Source organism: Clostridium sp. L2-50 (assembly GCF_000154245.1).
In the GTDB taxonomy this organism is placed as follows: domain Bacteria; phylum Bacillota; class Clostridia; order Lachnospirales; family Lachnospiraceae; genus Coprococcus.
The window spans coordinates 18,943-36,463 of record NZ_DS480312.1; the positions used below are offsets into that span (position 1 = coordinate 18,943).

General features: G+C 42.7%; 13 protein-coding genes. 3 read left to right on the forward strand and 10 right to left on the reverse strand.

Translation table 11 applies throughout. From position 1 onward, the window contains the following. The 3 genes from CLOL250_RS00280 to CLOL250_RS00290 form a co-directional block, all read right to left on the reverse strand. The gene (locus tag CLOL250_RS00280) at positions 1 to 681 is read right to left on the reverse strand and encodes a response regulator transcription factor (protein ID WP_008399806.1); all 681 of its coding nucleotides are present in this window, start codon (positions 679 to 681) and stop codon (positions 1 to 3) included. A 64-nt stretch (positions 682 to 745) separates the two neighbouring features. Further along, on the reverse strand, positions 746 to 2,833 hold the full coding sequence (locus tag CLOL250_RS00285) for an ABC transporter permease (protein WP_008399807.1): 2,088 nt from the start codon (positions 2,831 to 2,833) through the stop codon (positions 746 to 748). Further along, entirely contained in the window at positions 2,823 to 3,596 is a 774-nt protein-coding gene (locus CLOL250_RS00290; RefSeq protein WP_008399808.1) for an ABC transporter ATP-binding protein, read from the reverse strand. The genes CLOL250_RS00285 and CLOL250_RS00290 overlap by 11 nt, the downstream gene beginning before the upstream one ends. 868 nt (positions 3,597 to 4,464) lie before the next feature. On the opposite strand from CLOL250_RS00290, the gene hcp reads away from it, so the two are divergent. Next, positions 4,465 to 6,408 carry a hydroxylamine reductase gene (gene hcp, locus CLOL250_RS00295; RefSeq protein ID WP_008399811.1) on the forward strand — a complete coding sequence of 648 codons (1,944 nt, stop codon included), beginning with the start codon at positions 4,465 to 4,467 and terminating at the stop codon, positions 6,406 to 6,408. Positions 6,409 to 6,507: 99 nt separating this feature from the next. Here hcp and CLOL250_RS00300 read toward each other — a convergent pair whose 3' ends face one another. Beyond that, positions 6,508 to 7,107 (reverse strand): zinc-ribbon domain-containing protein, encoded by a 600-nt coding sequence (locus CLOL250_RS00300; RefSeq protein ID WP_021943325.1) that lies wholly within the window; start codon positions 7,105 to 7,107, stop codon positions 6,508 to 6,510. Between the two features lie 404 nt (positions 7,108 to 7,511). On the opposite strand from CLOL250_RS00300, the gene CLOL250_RS00305 reads away from it, so the two are divergent. Further along, positions 7,512 to 7,970: a DUF2798 domain-containing protein gene (locus tag CLOL250_RS00305; protein WP_044944514.1), complete on the forward strand. Its 459-nt coding sequence runs from the start codon at positions 7,512 to 7,514 to the stop codon at positions 7,968 to 7,970. Positions 7,971 to 8,512: 542 nt separating this feature from the next. On the opposite strand, the gene gtfA is transcribed toward CLOL250_RS00305, so the two are convergent. From gtfA to CLOL250_RS00335, 6 genes are all read right to left on the reverse strand, one after another. Beyond that, a complete protein-coding gene (gtfA, locus tag CLOL250_RS00310; protein ID WP_008399816.1) occupies positions 8,513 to 10,150 on the reverse strand; it encodes a sucrose phosphorylase in 1,638 nt (545 codons plus the stop codon). A gap of 24 nt (positions 10,151 to 10,174) precedes the next feature. Continuing rightward, a complete protein-coding gene (locus tag CLOL250_RS00315; protein WP_008399817.1) occupies positions 10,175 to 11,002 on the reverse strand; it encodes a zeta toxin family protein in 828 nt (275 codons plus the stop codon). A 104-nt stretch (positions 11,003 to 11,106) separates the two neighbouring features. Beyond that, positions 11,107 to 13,284: an alpha-galactosidase gene (locus CLOL250_RS00320; RefSeq protein WP_008399818.1), complete on the reverse strand. Its 2,178-nt coding sequence runs from the start codon at positions 13,282 to 13,284 to the stop codon at positions 11,107 to 11,109. 15 nt (positions 13,285 to 13,299) lie between these two features. Continuing rightward, on the reverse strand, positions 13,300 to 14,184 hold the full coding sequence (locus CLOL250_RS00325; RefSeq protein ID WP_008399819.1) for a carbohydrate ABC transporter permease: 885 nt from the start codon (positions 14,182 to 14,184) through the stop codon (positions 13,300 to 13,302). Further along, on the reverse strand, positions 14,181 to 15,038 hold the full coding sequence (locus CLOL250_RS00330; protein WP_342413205.1) for a carbohydrate ABC transporter permease: 858 nt from the start codon (positions 15,036 to 15,038) through the stop codon (positions 14,181 to 14,183). The genes CLOL250_RS00325 and CLOL250_RS00330 overlap by 4 nt, the downstream gene beginning before the upstream one ends. 53 nt (positions 15,039 to 15,091) lie before the next feature. After that, entirely contained in the window at positions 15,092 to 16,375 is a 1,284-nt protein-coding gene (locus CLOL250_RS00335; RefSeq protein WP_008399821.1) for an ABC transporter substrate-binding protein, read from the reverse strand. Positions 16,376 to 16,587: 212 nt separating this feature from the next. Here CLOL250_RS00335 and CLOL250_RS00340 point away from each other — a divergent pair, with 212 nt between their 5' ends. Next, positions 16,588 to 17,430: an AraC family transcriptional regulator gene (locus tag CLOL250_RS00340; protein WP_008399822.1), complete on the forward strand. Its 843-nt coding sequence runs from the start codon at positions 16,588 to 16,590 to the stop codon at positions 17,428 to 17,430. The last annotated feature ends 91 nt before the right edge of the window (positions 17,431 to 17,521 follow it).

Sequence of the window (17,521 nt, forward strand, 5' to 3'; positions counted from 1 at the left end):
CTACCTCTCCGATGTCTGTCCGACAAAACGATATCCGACGCCACGCACAGGAATGATCTGCTGTGGCATATCAAGATTCGCCATTGTCTTTTTCAGTCTCGTAAGATTCACCTGTAAAGCATTTTCATCGATGAATTCTGCCGTCCCCCATAAGGCGATACAGAGTTCCTCTTTCGTCACGATATCCGATCCGTGCTCTAAGAATATCCCAAGGATCTTTCCCTGATTCTGCGGCAGGATAACAGATCGGTTATGAATGTATAAAGTATAGGTCTGACGGTCAAGGAGGAATCCGTTTCCTTCTAAAAGGTTATTTCTTCCCTCGTACCGTTTCAACACATTGGATACTCTGGCAAGCAGGCGTTCTTTTCTGCAAGGCTTCGTCAGGAATTCATCTGCGCCCAGATCCAGAGCATGCAGTTCATCCTGAAGTTGATCCCTCGACGTCAGAACCAGAACCGGTATGGAGCTTTTCTGCTTCAGTTCCCGGCAGATCTGGAATCCACCCATGCCCGGCAGATTCAGATCGAGCAGCACCAGATCCGGGGATGCCGCAAGAATAGCCGCTGCCGCATTCTCAAAATCCGTGATACCGCTGGTCTGATAGCCCGCCTTCTGCAATATAGCTTCCAGTTCTTCCCGCATCATATCTTCATCTTCTACCACTGCTATATGCTTCATATCTACTCCTCATCTATCAGTCAAGGTTTCACGCCATCGCCATTGATCTTCATCTGCTCTGAATCTACTCCTCACGTTCCGGTACCATCAGTGTCAGAAGATACCGGTTGCTTGACCGTTTTACAAATGCCATATAAATGCATTCTACCACACAGAGCAGCAAAATCATAGCTGCAGCAAGCAGCATGGCATCTCGGATACTATTTGAGATCATACCGGAAACCAGTGTAAGGACGGCGCGCACACCGAAGATACTGCTGATGCCTGCAACGACAACCGGCATACCAAAGTACCAGTTGATCTGCTTTCTTGCGGAACGGCAGAGCAGTTCATAGGTTGCTCCAAGCCGGATCAGTGTCTTATATCTGCGGCCGGATTTCTGCTGTCCCATCAGGAACTGTACCCCGATCACAGTATTTGCAATGATCAGGAAAATGATCGCCAGATAGATCGTGATATAACTTGCTGCTACGATATAGAACATCCGGCGTCCCATATTTTTCAGATAACTTTCATATTCAATATTTTTTGCTGCAAAATCGATCTGCGCAAGTTTATCATTCATCTGCATGACCGACTGAAGCAGGTTATCTCCCTTGACCTTTGACTGATCCAGCACACAATTCAGATAGATCGTGCTGTCCCATGTATATTTGTCAAATACTTCATCCGGCACGATCAGGGCAAAGGATAATGTAATTGCCCGGTCTGTGATAAACGGTGTGTTCTGTATCTTACCGGTCAGATACATCTTATGATCCAGATATGCCACCTCCGGGCGGTCTGCCAGAATATCATTTATATTCTGATTCATACTATCCGATGTAAATTCCAGACTTTTAAATACTGCCGCCTCATCGTCTGACAATGCAAGAGGTTCTTTCCCTGCAAGTTCAAGTACATGATTATATCCGCTCAAAGAAATCAGATATGGATATGACTCATATTCCAGATTGTTAAGCAGAATATCTTTATCCTCTGAGTCCGGCAGTTGTTCTACCCGGTTCATGACTGATGACAGATCAAATACATCGTAATCATCATTTGCACCCGGAATAAGATGACCGACCTGCACCTCAAACAGATCGGAGAAATCCTGTTCCAGTCCGTTGTCTGTCAGAAGCTTTTTTACATTTGCCACACCCTGTTCCTGATCTTCTTCGTAATTCTCAAATGTATAATCCATGATATGGGTATTTCCTTTTTCATTTCCATAGGAAAATGCGATCACAATTCCTGCTCCAAAACAGCAGAGGGCTGCAAGGATCAGAACGGAACTGATCGATAAGGTACTGGATTTTCTTATGACATTTTCCTGCACCTGACGGAAATTAAATACCCGAAGGGCAGCTCCCCCATGGCTGTGTCTTGCCAAACGGTCGATAAAAAACCGCATGCCATAGAATAAGAGCAGCATACCGACAAAACCGATCAATACTGTCTCAGACATCTTACGAAGTGTCGTCCATGATATTCCTCCGATCGCCATGCTGTATGCCACAGCCAGGCAGATAATACCGAGGACGAAGCTTACCGCATAGACGCCAGCTGGGAACTGCTTCTTTGTTCCCTCCGGTGTATCAACTAATAATGCACCAATCTCCTGTCCTGCGATCTTCCCGCTTAAGATCAGGAATGCAACCAGCTTGATCACAAAAAATCCAACAGCCGTTATTATGATTGCCTGAATGGAAAATGTTACCTGATGTCCGACAATACCAAGTCCTACACATTTGGCTGTGATCAGACTGATCAGTTCGGATAATAAAACAGCGATCGGAAGTCCTGTTATAAGTGCTGCCAGACTGCTTCCTATATCTTCTGCAAGAAGCATCCCGAAAAGTTTGCTTCTCCGCATTCCCATCATCAGGTAAACGCCAAATTCGTGTTTTCTTCGTTCCAGTTGGAATTTGCTTGCATAGTAGATCAGAAAGAATAAGATCACCAGTGTCATTACAAAAAATGCAGGTATGATCTGGAATAGACGATCTACCGCATCACTCTCCATTTTCTTAAGAAATACCATAACATCCTGTGAAGAAAGTGACAGGATAATATAGAATGCCACGATGGATATTACTAACGAGGAGAAAAACAAGCCGTTTTCTTTTCTGCTTCGTTTACTGTTTTTTCGGATCAGTTTAAAGAACATTTGCACTGCCTCCTCCCAACTGTGCCATAACCTGCAAGATTCTTTCATAGAACTGCTGCTGTGTCTCAGCAAGCAGATCACGTCTTAATTCATGGAAGATCACGCCATCCTGAATGAACAGGATACGCTTGCAATAGCTTGCTGCATTGGAATCGTGCGTTACCATCAAAACAGTTGCCTTCTCATCCCGGTTCAGACCGGCTAATTTCTCCATTAAGGCTTTGGCATTTCTGGAATCAAGTGCTCCGGTTGGTTCATCTGCCAGAATGATACCCGGATTCAGGATCAGTGCTCTGGCTGCTGCCAGTCTCTGCTTCTGACCACCTGACATCTGCGATGGGAACTTATCCAGCACCTCGGTGATCTCCAGATATTCCGCTAACTGCTCCAGACGTTTTCCGCCCTCTGCCTCCGATATGTTATGAATCGACAACGGAACCATGATGTTCTCACGTCCGGTCAGATTATCCAACAGTTCAAAATTCTGGAACAGATATCCGATCTCCTTACCACGGTATCCTGCCAGCTTCTTGCCCTTCAACCTCTGGATCTCTGTACCTTTCATCCGGATCTTGCCGCTATCCGGCTGGATCACTGTTGCGATACAGTTTAATAATGTTGACTTGCCGGAACCGCTACTCCCCATAATTCCTAAAAACTCGCCCGGCATCACCTGAAATGTGATTCCGTTCAGAGCCTTTGTCTGGTTCGGTTCCTTGCCATAATATTTTTTCAGATCTTCTATCTCTAATAATGCATCCATGCTGCCGCCTCCTTGTACTTTCTTAATTGCTATTGTCTGACTTCTTGGGGTATCATGGTTTCCTTTGCACTCTCATACCCTCGCCCGTTTGCTTCTGCGGGTATCGCATTCTTTTTCTCGCTCTCATACCCGCTACTGTCCGACTTCTTAGGGTATCATGGTTTCCTTCGCACTCTCATACCCTCGCCTGTTTGCTTCTGCGGGTATCGCATTCTTTTTCTTACTCTCATACCCGCTGCTGCCTGGCTCCTGGGGGTATCATGGTTTCCTTCGCTCTCTCATACCCTCGCCTGTTTGCTTCTGCGGGTATCGCATTCTTTTTCTCGCTCTCATACCCGCTGCCGCCCGACTCCTGGGGGTATGACATTGGCTTTCTCGCTCTCATACCCGCTGCTGCCCGACTTCTGGGGGTATCATGGTTTCCTTCGCACTCTCATACCCTCGCCTGTTTGCTTCTGCGGGTATCGCATTCTTTTTCTCGCTCTCATACCCGCTGCTGCCCGGCTCCTGGGGGTATCATGGTTTCCTTCGCACTCTCATACCCTCGCCCATTTGCTTCTGCAGGTATCGCATTCTTTTTCTCGCTCTCATACCCGCTGCTGCCTGGCTCCTGGGGGTATCATAATTTATTTCTTAATTTCATACCCACCATATCTGACAATATTTATACTATCAGATATCTTCCTCAAATAACACTTACACTGAATGAAAGGTTTTGCCTGTATAATTCTGAAAACACCCGACGATACTAAATATGTTTAAAAAGATAATTGCGGAATTAATATATATTGCACATACATGAACAGCAATTTGTAGTCATTCCACAATCATCAATAAAATTTCATCAGGAGGTTATCCCATGTCAAATATGTTTTGTTTTCAGTGCCAGCAGACAGCTGGCAATAAAGCCTGTGTGAATACCGGAGTCTGCGGTAAGCAGCCCTCGACATCCAATCTGCAGGACGAATTGATCTGTGAACTGATACGACTTGCCGAAGCAGCCGAGCTTACAAAGAAATCCATGCAACAGAAAAAAGAGACAGATCCCAAACTTCTGTCCCGATACCTGAACAACCGAAAATCCGCTGATCGTCTGCTGATCGATGGTTTATTTACAACACTTACAAATGTGAATTTTGATGATAAATCAATCAAAGATTACATCAAAGAAGTGCAGAAAAACCAGAAAGATATCATGCGCTGTATGCCTACAGACATATGTAGCATATCAGATATCGCATATAAGAACTTCCCGACTACAAATATGAATTCACAAACTGCAAATATGAATTTCTCAGATACAGATATGAATGCACCAACTACAAATATGAATTTCTCAGATACAGATACGAATTCACCAACCGCAAATATGAATTTCTCAGATACAGATACGAATTCACCAACCGCAAATATGAATTTCTCAGATACAGATATAAATGCACCAACCGCAAATATGAATTTCTCAGATACAGATATGAATTCATCAACAGCAAATATCAATCCTCCGACCTGTGGATTGAAAGATCCACATGATATACCGGTAATCAGCCTGTGGGATGGTACGGACGATATCGTGTCACTCCGCTCCACGTTATTGTTCGGCTTAAAGGGAATGGCGGCGTATGCGCATCATGCAATGAATCTCGGCTATCAAAATGATAATGTAACAACCTGGTTCTATAAGGGCTTGTGTGAAGTGAACCGTGAACACTCGGTAGAAGAATGGATCGAGCTTATTATGGAATTTGGAAAAGTGAACTATCAATGCATGGAACTGCTCGATAAGGCAAATACCGAATCCTTCGGCACACCAACGCCGACTAAGGTTCACACCGATATCCGCAAGGGGCCTTTCATCGTTGTATCCGGTCATGATCTCCGCGATCTGGATCTGCTCTTAAAACAGACCGAAGGAACCGGTGTCAATGTCTATACACATTGCGAAATGCTTCCGGCTCACGGCTATCCAAAATTAGCCGCCTATAAGCATCTTGCCGGCAACTTCGGAACTGCATGGCAAAGCCAGCAGACGGAATTTGAAAATATCCCTGCACCCGTCCTCTTTACAACCAACTGCCTGATGCCCCCACGCCCAAGCTATGAAGATCGCATCTACACCACCTCTGTTGTCGGCTATGAAGGAATGGTGCATATCAAGGGAACAAAGGATGGCAAAAAGGATTTTACTCCGATCATCAAGCATGCCCTAAAGCTGGGCGGCTATGAACACGATCACAGCATGAGCGGTATCAATGGCGGACATATCCTGACAACAGGATTTGCACATGGCGCAGTCCTCTCCCATGCAGATAAACTTACAGCCGCCATCAAGAATGGTGATATCAAACACATCTTCTTGGTTGGCGGCTGCGACGGTGCCCATCCGGGCAGAAATTATTATACGGAATTTGTAAAACAGACTCCTATGGATTCTCTCGTTCTGACACTTGCCTGTGGCAAATACCGGTTCAATGATCTTGACCTTGGCGAGATCGATGGAATCCCTAGGATCTTAGATATGGGACAGTGTAACGATTCTTACAGTGCGATCAAGGTTGCCCTTGCACTGGCAGAAGCCTTCGGCTGTGATATCAACGAGCTTCCTCTGACTCTCGTTCTTTCATGGTATGAACAGAAGGCTGTCTGCATCCTTTTAACCCTGCTTGCCCTCGGTGTCAAAAACATCTATCTCGGTCCAACCCTTCCGGCATTCATGACAGAGACCGTTGTCCGTTTTCTGGTTGACACCTACAATCTGCAGCCGATCACGGCTCCTGAGCAGGATATGGATGCGATCCTCGGGCGCGGCTAAACAGTCAGCCGGCATCATCCTATTCCGGCAACAGCTTCATCACACGTTCCAGCAAACATCAGAGCTTCATCACACATTCCGGCAAACATCAGTGCTTTATCACACATTCTGGTAACCACCACAATAAGGGCAGCGGCTGGCATATCCGGTTGCTGCCTTATAAGAAGCACCGCAGTTCGAACATCGGACTGCGATCAGGTGAAGCTGTTCCGGATCGATCGGCTTGTTGTCCATCAGCTCTTCTTCTCTTCTTAACCGTTCTCCACGGACAGAAGCAGGATCATAACTGTACTTACCATTGTATTCATAGATATCGATCGTCATTCCGATCGGGAACATGGAATCCGCTCCTCCACTGATCGAAGTCGGCAGGATCACTTCCCGCTCGATACCATAATTATCAAAATAATGCACCTTTACATTTAAAGGAAATCTGCCATTTACCATATAAGATGTATTTTTTACATAACCATAAATCTTCGCTGTATACTTTTCACCATGTACACGGATCATTTTCTTGTTATGGAGCATAACAAGGATCGTCACGATAAAACATAATCCAAGTACCACAAACATTAATGGAATTAATATAAATGCCCCGGGCTTACCAAATGCAAATAAAAAGATCAATGTCATAAAAAGCCCTATTCCTGCAAAACCCACCCCGACAATCATACATATCTTCTGTGCACTGTTCATATCCATCTGCCTCCCACATAATGATCATAACTATGATACTAGCATCTACCCATTTATAAGTCAAACAAATCCATGTATTATTGCGTATACAATTATCTGTTCTCGCCTATGATATTCTTTATACCTGCATATGAAATTTTATAAGTTTGAATATGAAATTTTCACTTGCATTTTTACTAAAAGCTTAGTATAATGACCGACGTTGTAAAAATTGAAGAAAAAGCTTTGGTATAAAATTGGAAACGACACAAGTGTGCTCCTGATATTTCACCTCGTTTGCCGACGGATGAGCATATCACTTGATAACGAACAACACATGTGTCTTTTTTGTGCTTATTTTTAAGATATTTGCAGTTTTGGTTCTGCATTTATTCAGATTATTTATCAAAAAGGAGATTTATTTTATGCCAAAAACTTTATTTCAAAACATTGTTTTCACATTAATGATGTCTTTTCTTATGGTCTATGCCATGATCTGCTACAACATTTCCCTAAACACGGGTGGAATGTCAAACTCCGTTTTCTTAGCCGCCTTTCATGAGCTTATCATCATGTGGCCGGTTGCCTTTTTTCTTGAATTCCTGTTTGTAGATAAGGCTGCACATGCTCTTGCATTCCGCTTCGTGAAGCCGGATGACCGCCCGATCATCATCACGCTTGCAATTTCTACCATGATCATCTGCATTATGTGTCCTTGCATGAGCCTTGTTGCCACTATTTTATTCAAACATGCCGGTCGTCAGTTTGCAGCCGTGTGGCTCCAGACCACCTTCTTAAACTTCCCGGTAGCTTTCTTCTGGCAGCTTTTTTATTGCGGTCCGTCTATCCGTCTGATCTTCCGCAAGCTTTTTCCAGCGAAATAAGCCTGTATAAACAATGGATTCGAGTGATCCGGCAGGCTGGCACTTCCTACATATGATCCGCTTTATTTTCTATTCGGTTCGCACGCTTATTTATCAGCAGTCGCCCAAACTCGTCCTTACGGACTCAGACATGGGCTTGATGCTGATAGTTAGTGCAAACCTCATAACGAAAATACGCTAATGTCATATGTAGGAAGTGCCAGCCTTCCGGATCACTCGAATCCATTATTTATATTATGAAATTAGAGAATCCCCTCCGACAGATGGTTATATGCGTAACGTTTTACCTGTATTTCTTATATGGTCATCAGACGTTTTCTAACTATGACATTTGCGAAGATTGCGTTGTGAGCTGCATATTGCCAGTAAATACGGGTGCCTGTTCGAGCTCAAAGAGCGAGTTGGCACAGGAGTATTTACGAATCAGGCATATGCAGCAAACAGAAATCATAGCAAGTCATAGTAAAAAATGGCTGACTGCCAGATAGGAAATACAGATAAAGCCCCATATGTATAACCATCTGTCGGAGGGGATTTACACATTACGACTGCCAGACCAGGTTACCGGATGGATCAAGAGCCTGAATCCGGTAGGTATGGGCTTTAAGGTCTGCGGACAGACGGGCAAGATAACCGTCCTTTTTCCAGGTGATATAAATACGGTTATACATCTGGTCCGCCGGTAATTCTGCAAAATGCAAAGCATTTTCTGCCTGAGCAGAGATCTGCGCTGCAGGCTTTGTACGGATTGTCATTTCCGCATCAAATCCAAATGCCGGAAATTCTTTCCGGAATTTCAACATTTCAAGCTGCTTTTTTACGACCTCCTTTTCAAGGCCTGACTCTATATCTTTTTGTGAAAGATTCGTCCGGTTGATCTCTTTATGTCCACCTGCACCTGCACGCTTCACTGCCTCATAATCATTAGATCCGGCAAACAGATCCAGATACCAGACCTGAGGTTTTCCGGGCATAAATATCTGTAATGCTCTGGCTAATAACAATGCCTGCTCATTTTCGCCAAGTGCATTATAATATGTCGTATTTACCTGATAATACATCTTTTTATTACCGTGAAGATCCTTTACAAAACCCCCACGATCCACAAGCAACCGGATCAGATCTTCAATCCTGTCGTCCGGCAACAGTCCGGCAAGATCCAGTACCGGTATTCCATCATGGCATCCAAGCATATTCACAGTATGAATATTCTCTTTTATCTGTTCCTTTGCCCACTGCTCCAGGTAAGAGCCATCGCCTCTGTAAAGAGCATCCAGGATCAATCCCGGAAGGAAAAAGTCATATGTCAGATATCCCTTCTCTGCTATCATCTTATACTTTTTCTCTTTATATCCGGCATGAATCTCCGGAAGAAGGCGGATTCCATATGGTTTTGCAAGCTTATGGATCTGTTCAAGGAATTCCCATGTCTCCGGTTCATTTAAGAAATTGGCGCGTCCCGGGGCTTTTGGGGCATATGCAAATGCATCCAGACGGATTATCTTCGCTCCGTAACCTGCCAGTTTTTTTATGGTTTCACGGTAAAAGTCCCAAACCTTTTCTGATTTAATATTGAGGTCCATTTGTCCTAAATATCTGGTATGATAATCATCAGTATCCCGAATCTCCTGATAAAACGTATTCCAGTATGGAATCCGACTGCCATCTGCCATTTTCACCATCAACAGAGGCAATCCCGGTTTGCGGAAGAACATCGGATCCAGATACTTCTGTTCCGGTTGTATATAGCCGTCTTCTGTCATTTCTCCACAGTTTTCCCAGAATGTATTCCAGTTAATAAAAAAGTCACGATATTCAGATCGACTGCCATTCTCCAACAGATCCTGAAACTGTGGCGACTGTACAGACGCATGGTTTAACACAAAATCCAGCTTCAGATCAATATTCTGTCTGCCCAACCGTAATAGTGCCTTTTCAGAATGAAATGTCTCCTCAAGATCATAGTCGATTACAGAAAAACCACGATCCAGATCAGAATGGTAAATACTCGGTAGTATATACATTGAGGAAAATGCATCTGCAAATCCATCTCTTTCAAATAAATCCGCAACAGCTTCCAGATCTCCGCCAAGACTGTCCGGATACAGATTCAGCATTGGACCATTTTTAATTTTATTTATATCTGTCATATTGGTTTCTTCTATCTCTATTTTCCTCATATTCTATAACCTCCTGTTCACTTACTATTCCGTATAAATCCTGCCATGCATATCCTGAATGATGTCTGCCCTATCCAGTCCATCATTAATCTTTTTCTGCTCAATTCTTAATACTCTGGCTACAAATGGACTGTCAATGGCAGTGTCACGATTCCTCTTCTTTCGGTTTTCAAGTGTTTCTTCCGGCGTACTGATCAATACAACAGATACATCTACCCCCTGCAGGTATGCACTGTTTCCATGTGTCCATTCAAGAATCAGAATATCTGTATCTGATACATCCCTGCGATCATACCAGATATCATCCTGGGTTCTTCCCATATGACGTAGCAGCAGTTGTGAAGTTCCTCTATGAAACTGCATGAGAAGATTCGATATAGCTTCATAATCCAGTTCCTGATCCGTACCCAGATAGTCTGTAAGAGCCTTGTCTCCATACTTCTGATATATGGATAACCACTGCATGTCCTCCTGTTCTTCTGCATCCCTTCCGGCTTTTTGAAGCTTTAATAATTTTTCTTTTATTTCATCTGTATATAGCCTTTCAGTTATAAGTCCATTTAACCCGGACATACGAAATCTCGCAATTCGTTCTGCATCATTATACATGGGAATCCGATGCGGATAATTGTCCCCGCTTATAATAAGTGATTTCTTTCCCTGTTTTTCAAACATATTTTGAAGTAAGAAAGCCATTCCGGTCTTACCAACACCAGAACCTCCGGATACCGATATGACTGTTTTTTTCTCTTTTCTTTCCTCTGTTTTTTTCCGGATCAACGGAAATAATCGTTCCGCGTTTTTGATCTGTTCCTGTGCCAGATCCGATACTGTAATTTCTTTCGTATCCATCTGTCTGTCACCTCATTTCTGATCATCTTATATATCTTTTACTCTATTGTTTTTGCCAAACTCCCCGATCTCTGCAAACAGAAACCGGGGAGTCCTATTTATTCTTATTCTACTGCATCAAGCAGGATCTGATAGCTTGGATAATTACCGGATACTACCGTAAACGGCATACCGAGCTCCATCAAAGCAGCTCCTGAATAAACAGTACCTGTTTTCTTATCCCGATAAGAACGTTCCGGCGCAAGCCCTCTCAATCGAATATAAAATACAGGATGATTACCATGTGTATTTAATAAAACAGCACCTACAACTGCATGTTTTTTTTCTTCATCGACAGACATCCATGCTCCATATTCCGCTTCAAACGGATTACTTAATCTGTAATAATCCCCTTTTAAAATAACCGGTGCTGCTTCATGATAGGTTTTGATCTGTTCACGGACTGCCGTCTTGTCTTCCTCAGATAATTTTCCAAGATCCAGTTCATATCCGAATGCACCTGTCATGGCAACCACACCTCTGGTATTCATATCCGTCACTCTGCCGGTCTGATGATTCGGCACCGCAGATACATGGGCTCCCATCGTTGATAAAGGATAAGCAAACGATGTACCGTACTGGATACGGATACGGTCAACGGCATCTGTATTATCACTGCACCATATCTGTGGTGTATAATACAGCATACCCATATCAAACCTTCCGCCACCGCCGGAGCAGCCTTCCCATAACATATCCGGAAATGCCTGCGTCAGACGTTCCAGCAGGTCATATACACCAAGCATATAGTCATACATTACATTTCCCTGCCATACCATACTGTCGGAATATATATCACATAAGCTTCGATTCATATCCCATTTCACATAATTGATATCGCCCTGCCTGAGGACAGCTGCAATCTGTTCATAGATATGGTCCACCACCTCCGGATTTGCAAAATCAAGTACAAGCTGATTTCTGCCGTGTACCGGATGTTTACCGGGAACCTGAATTGCCCACTCCGGATGTTTTCTGTAAAGATCACTGTTTTCTGAAACCATCTCCGGTTCTATCCAGATACCAAACTGAACACCTTTGTCATGAACCCGTTTTGTCAGCTCCGTAAGAGAACAGCCCAGTTTATCTTCATTTACAATCCAGTCACCAAGGGATGAATTATCATCATCTCTTGTGCCAAACCAGCCATCATCCATGACCAGAAGCTCCACACCAAGTGCTGCAGCCTGCTCCGCAAGATTAACGATCGCTTCACCATTAAAATCAAAATAACAGGCTTCCCAGCTATTTACAAGAACCGGACGGATCTGATCTTTATATTTCCCGCGACAGATATGCTCTCTCACCAAATGATGCATCTGATTGGATAGCTGTTCCATTCCATACGCTGAATATGACAGAACTGCTTCCGGGGCATAAAATGTCTGCTCCGGCTTTAGTTGATAGGAAAAGAAATCCTCCTGAAGACCCATAACCAGACGGATCTGATCAAACTGATCTAATTCTACGCTTCCTTCAAAGCTTCCACTGTACACCAGTGATACACCATAACAGGCTCCGGCGGTCTCTGTTGTGCCATGTTCCGCAAGGATCATATATGGATTATACTGATGTCCGGACGTACCACGATTACTTCCGATCACCTGTTTGCCATGTGTTACCGGTGTTCGCTGCATATTCCGTTCCATTGCATGCCGTCCATAAAATGTCAGTACATCATAATCTCCATACAAAAGATCAAGACATGCGCTGGAAAGCTTCTCCAGATAGATTTCATTCTTTCCGACATTTGTAACTTTTACACTTCTGGTTATTACATCGCAGTCAGGTAATACGCCATATAATAATGTTACCTCTACACCGACTCTTTCGTCCTTCAGATATATGCACAGAGTCTGTGCAGCTTCAGAATGTGCTGCCGGAAGTCCCGGGAGATCATACTTACCATCCTGAATCTGATATCCTGTATAGCGAAGATCAAGTGCCATACAGCCATTTGCTTCACGGATCTTTCCTGCCGTTGTTCTGTAATCACCGGTTCCAAGAACAGGGAATTCCTGAGGAAGTGCATCTAGGGAATAAGTACGATCGTTTCCAAGATCATATGGATTTCCTGAAAAACCTCGATCATAGTAAGTCAGTATATAATCCATTTCCGAATCCAAGCGTTTTCCGTAATACAGATGAAGCAAATAATCATGTGTATCGGCCATCATCTGATAAGTTGTATGTCCCGTATGGAGAGAAAATATTCTTTTCTCTTTGTTATATATAATAGCCATAAATTAAGTCTCCTTTTATTTTACTGCTCCGTTTGCCACACCTGATATGATCTGTTTCTGACAAATAATATAGAAGATCAGAATCGGAAGTAACGCTAACAGATAAGATGCAAAGGCCAGATTGTAATTTGTTCCAAACTGAGTCTGGAAATTCAGCTGCGCAAGCGGAAGTGTATTCTGATCACCGGACATAATTACAAGCGGTGTCATAACGTCATTCCATGTGCCAAGGGCTGTAAGGATCGCAACCGTTGCATGCATTGGTTTCATATTCGGGAAGATGATCTTCCAGTAAGTCGTCCATGTAGTGGCTCCGTCAACACAAGCTGCCTCTTCCAGTTCAAGCGGAAGATTATTCAGATATCCGGCATATAACATTGTGTTCATCGGAAGATAAAATACTGTATAAAGTAATACCACACCAATCATATTTGCCAGTCCCATTTTTGCTGTCTGTTTTACAAGCGGCATCATCAAAATAGCAAATGGCACGAACATACCACTGACAAGATAAAGATAAATTCCATTATAGATCCGATTCTTTTTCTTGCTTCGTCCAAGTACATAACCGATCAGGGAATGTATTACGATCGATAATGCGATAGTTGCCAGTGTGATAAATAAACTGTTACCGAGAGAATGCCAGAAATCTGTTACCTCCATAGCTTCCTTAAAATTACTCAGACTCCAGTGCTGTGGAAGAGATAAGATTCCATGGATATCATTTGTCATCTCAGACGGCTGCTTAAATGCGATCATAACCGTCATATATAATGGGAACAGGATGGTTACAAGACCAAGGATCAACAGAATCGTAACCCCGATATTATATCGTTCTTTTCCTGTCTTAATCCCCTTTTCTTTATATTCTTTTCTGATCTGTCTCTGCGATTTTTTCATAACTGTTCCTCCTTCTTACCCAGGAAACGCATCTGTAATACAGATATCACTACGATTACTATAAAGAACACGACTGCATTTGCACTCTGGAATCCAAACTGTCCGCCACTCATACCATTGTTGTAGATCAGGTAGGAAATGGATTCTGTGCTCTGCGCAGGGCCACCCTTTGTCAACGACATGATCTGGTCAAATACCATCAGGAAGTTCTTCATACAAAGGACTACATTAATTGTAAAAAACGGAAGGATCAGTGGGAATGTCAGATAACGGAATTTTGCAAATCCGGTTGCACCATCTAAAGATCCTGCTTCGTATACATCTTCCGGAACTGTCTGAAGACCGGATATATAAATGATCGTATTCATCGCGATCGACTGCCATGCACATACTACCGCGATCGCAAGCCAGGCCGTTTTAGAACTTGCCAGCATACTGTTTCCCTCAAAACCGAGCATGATTGCAATCTGTGGCAGAATATAAGTAAAGAAATAGTTAAAAATATAACCAACAACCAGACCGCCTAAGATATTTGGCAGGAAATACAGTCCACGAAGACCGCTCTTAAAACGAATCTTGCTGTTTAATGCCATCGCAAGGATCAGGCTGACAGCATTTACGATGATCGTTGTTACTATAGCCAGCTTAAATGTAAACAGATAGGATGAACCAACTCTGGCATCATGAAAAAGATCAATATAGTTTCGAAAACCAACCCACTCATAGCTGCCATACCCACGGAAATTGGTAAAGCTGTAAATCGCACCCTGAATCAAAGGCAATGTGTTGAATGTAAAGAACAATGCTACGATAGGAATTGTGATCAACATAAATGTTCTGGATTTCCCGGACATTTTCTTTTTCTTTTTAGCAAACTTCATATCTTCTGTCTTTTTTGTATCCATTTCTATTCCTCCTCTCCGGAATGCTCCTGCTCATATTTGCGAACCTTTATGATCAGGTCACGATTGTACCGTTTCCATTCCGTATCAAATTTCTTCAAAAACGCTTCTGTATCTCCATCTAACAGATAAGTCTGAATCAATGCATCTACTGCCATCTCAGATGGATAAAAATGATCCTGATAATCAGTCACGATTCCGTTGTCCAGATATTCCCGCATACCGTCTAACATAGATGCAAGCTTGAAATCACCTTTCTTACAAGGTACTGCGTTCTGATTGTCTATATAGTCCTGTACATTTTCATCCTCTAACAGGAAACGGAGGACTTCATAGGCTGCTTCCTTATTCGGACAGTCTTCCATCACGCAGAACTGAAGGTCTACACCGGATGTCAGAACCATGTCATCCTTATTGTTAGAAGCCGGGAATACAAATGAATCAATATTGATATCCGGATTTACTGACTGGATCTGTGGTACAGCATAGCTTCCGATCATATACATTGCTGACTCACCTTTTGCAAATGCTGTACAAGCATCATTATAAGAATATGCAACCGGATTGGCTTCTCCATACTGAAGCAAGGTTTTCATTTCTTCCGCAACCTGAACATACTGATCGGAAAATGTCGTTTCTCCCTTATTAACATCCTTACATACGGTCGAAGATGTCAATGAAGCTACTGCACTGTTCCATGGAGAAAGACAGGTCCATGTATCCTTGTATCCCATATAAAACGGAAGAATTCCTTCTGCTTTAATCTCATCACATAATGCAAGAAGCTCATCCCATGTTTCCGGGATCTTCCAGCCATGCTCCTCAAACATATCCCGGTTGTACAGGATACCGGCAGCATTTGCCACATATGGAACACTGTATGTTCCTTCTGTTGGAATAAATTTCAGATTCTCACAGATTGTCAGATAATTTTCCTTTATATCTGCCAGTCCATCAAAATCAGAAATATCCATCAACATATCGGCATCAATAAAATTCGAATAATTGATGTCACCACCAATACCAATGATATCCGGATTATCTTCGCGAACAAATCTGGTCTTCAACACCGTCATTGCATCGTTCGGAGAACTGATCTTCAATTCAATATCATCATGACTGGCATTAAACCGTTCCTCAACTTCTTCAAAATAAGAGGTTGCTTCCGGCTTGTACTGTACCAGTTCGATCACTGTTTTTCCGTCTTTATTATTCTTGCCACACCCCGCCAGTAAGCAGAAACCAGTCATCATTGTAAGTACAAATAATAGTTTTTTCCCTTTTAGCATAAATACATTTCTCCCTTCTTTTATAATATGCTTTTTTAAGTTATTTTCATTCTAACATATCATAATGCTTGTTAAAATATCGTAATAATTCCATTTTTATACCAAAATACATTATTTTTGTCTCACTATTGCATTCATCTAGCATTTTGGTATATAGTAGAAAACAGTAGAGTTTATATTATGTATTTGTTCTAATTTTGGGAGGTTTTTTTATGCATGAATACCTTTTTTCTATATTTCCAAATGAGAAATTTATAGATCTCGGACTATATCAGTACGGATGGGAACGCTGTACACCGGCCCATCAGTTCGGTCCAGCTGCCAGAACCCACTATCTGTTTCATTATGTCATCTCCGGAACCGGACTTTTAATGGCACAGGACAAAAAAGGAGAGACTAGAAATTATTCGATCAAAAGCGGACAGGGCTTTCTTCTGTATCCGGGACAGATCAGCACCTATATCGCAGATGAGACAAACCCATGGGAATATACCTGGCTGGAATTTGATGGATTACGGGTAAAAGAAGCACTGGACATTGCCGGTTTTTCAAAAGACCAGCCCATCTATCATGCTACCTCAAAGGAATACCGGGAAATCATGATGAACGAAATGCTCTATATTGCCAATCACCCAAACGAACCGCCATTTCACCTGATCGGTCATTCCTACCTTTTTCTGGATGCACTCACCCGTTCCACCGCCTCTACCCAGATGATAAAAACCGGTAAAATGAGCGATTACTATATAAAAGAAGCGATAAACTTCGTAGAGCAGAATTTTCCTTATGACATCTCTATCGAAGATATAGCTGCCTGTTGCGGCATCAACCGCAGCTATCTGGGAAAGATATTTCATGATTCCATTGGCAAAACGCCACAGGAATTCCTGATAAATTATCGGATGTCCAAAGCAACAGAGCTGCTGAAAATGACTAAATTGTCAATTGCAGATATAGGAAATGCAGTCGGCTATCCAAACCAACTGCATTTCTCAAGAGCTTTTAAAAATATATATGGTGTCTCCCCAAAAAACTGGCGGGACCAGAATCACTAACATAGAAACCCCTCCGGCAGATGATAATATGTATGTGGTTTTATCTGTATTTCTTATATGGCAGTTAGTCATTTTTCTACTATGACTTGCT

What these genes read in the sequence shown, in the direction of transcription:
- CLOL250_RS00280 (WP_008399806.1), bottom strand. Translation starts at nt 681, where the DNA reads ATGAAGCATATAGCAGTGGTAGAAGATGAAGATATGATGCGGGAAGAA.
- CLOL250_RS00285 (WP_008399807.1), bottom strand. Translation starts at nt 2,833, where the DNA reads ATGTTCTTTAAACTGATCCGAAAAAACAGTAAACGAAGCAGAAAAGAA.
- CLOL250_RS00290 (WP_008399808.1), bottom strand. Translation starts at nt 3,596, where the DNA reads ATGGATGCATTATTAGAGATAGAAGATCTGAAAAAATATTATGGCAAG.
- hcp (WP_008399811.1), top strand. Translation starts at nt 4,465, where the DNA reads ATGTTTTGTTTTCAGTGCCAGCAGACAGCTGGCAATAAAGCCTGTGTG.
- CLOL250_RS00300 (WP_021943325.1), bottom strand. Translation starts at nt 7,107, where the DNA reads ATGAACAGTGCACAGAAGATATGTATGATTGTCGGGGTGGGTTTTGCA.
- CLOL250_RS00305 (WP_044944514.1), top strand. Translation starts at nt 7,512, where the DNA reads ATGCCAAAAACTTTATTTCAAAACATTGTTTTCACATTAATGATGTCT.
- gtfA (WP_008399816.1), bottom strand. Translation starts at nt 10,150, where the DNA reads ATGAGGAAAATAGAGATAGAAGAAACCAATATGACAGATATAAATAAA.
- CLOL250_RS00315 (WP_008399817.1), bottom strand. Translation starts at nt 11,002, where the DNA reads ATGGATACGAAAGAAATTACAGTATCGGATCTGGCACAGGAACAGATC.
- CLOL250_RS00320 (WP_008399818.1), bottom strand. Translation starts at nt 13,284, where the DNA reads ATGGCTATTATATATAACAAAGAGAAAAGAATATTTTCTCTCCATACG.
- CLOL250_RS00325 (WP_008399819.1), bottom strand. Translation starts at nt 14,184, where the DNA reads ATGAAAAAATCGCAGAGACAGATCAGAAAAGAATATAAAGAAAAGGGG.
- CLOL250_RS00330 (WP_342413205.1), bottom strand. Translation starts at nt 15,038, where the DNA reads ATGTCCGGGAAATCCAGAACATTTATGTTGATCACAATTCCTATCGTA.
- CLOL250_RS00335 (WP_008399821.1), bottom strand. Translation starts at nt 16,375, where the DNA reads ATGCTAAAAGGGAAAAAACTATTATTTGTACTTACAATGATGACTGGT.
- CLOL250_RS00340 (WP_008399822.1), top strand. Translation starts at nt 16,588, where the DNA reads ATGCATGAATACCTTTTTTCTATATTTCCAAATGAGAAATTTATAGAT.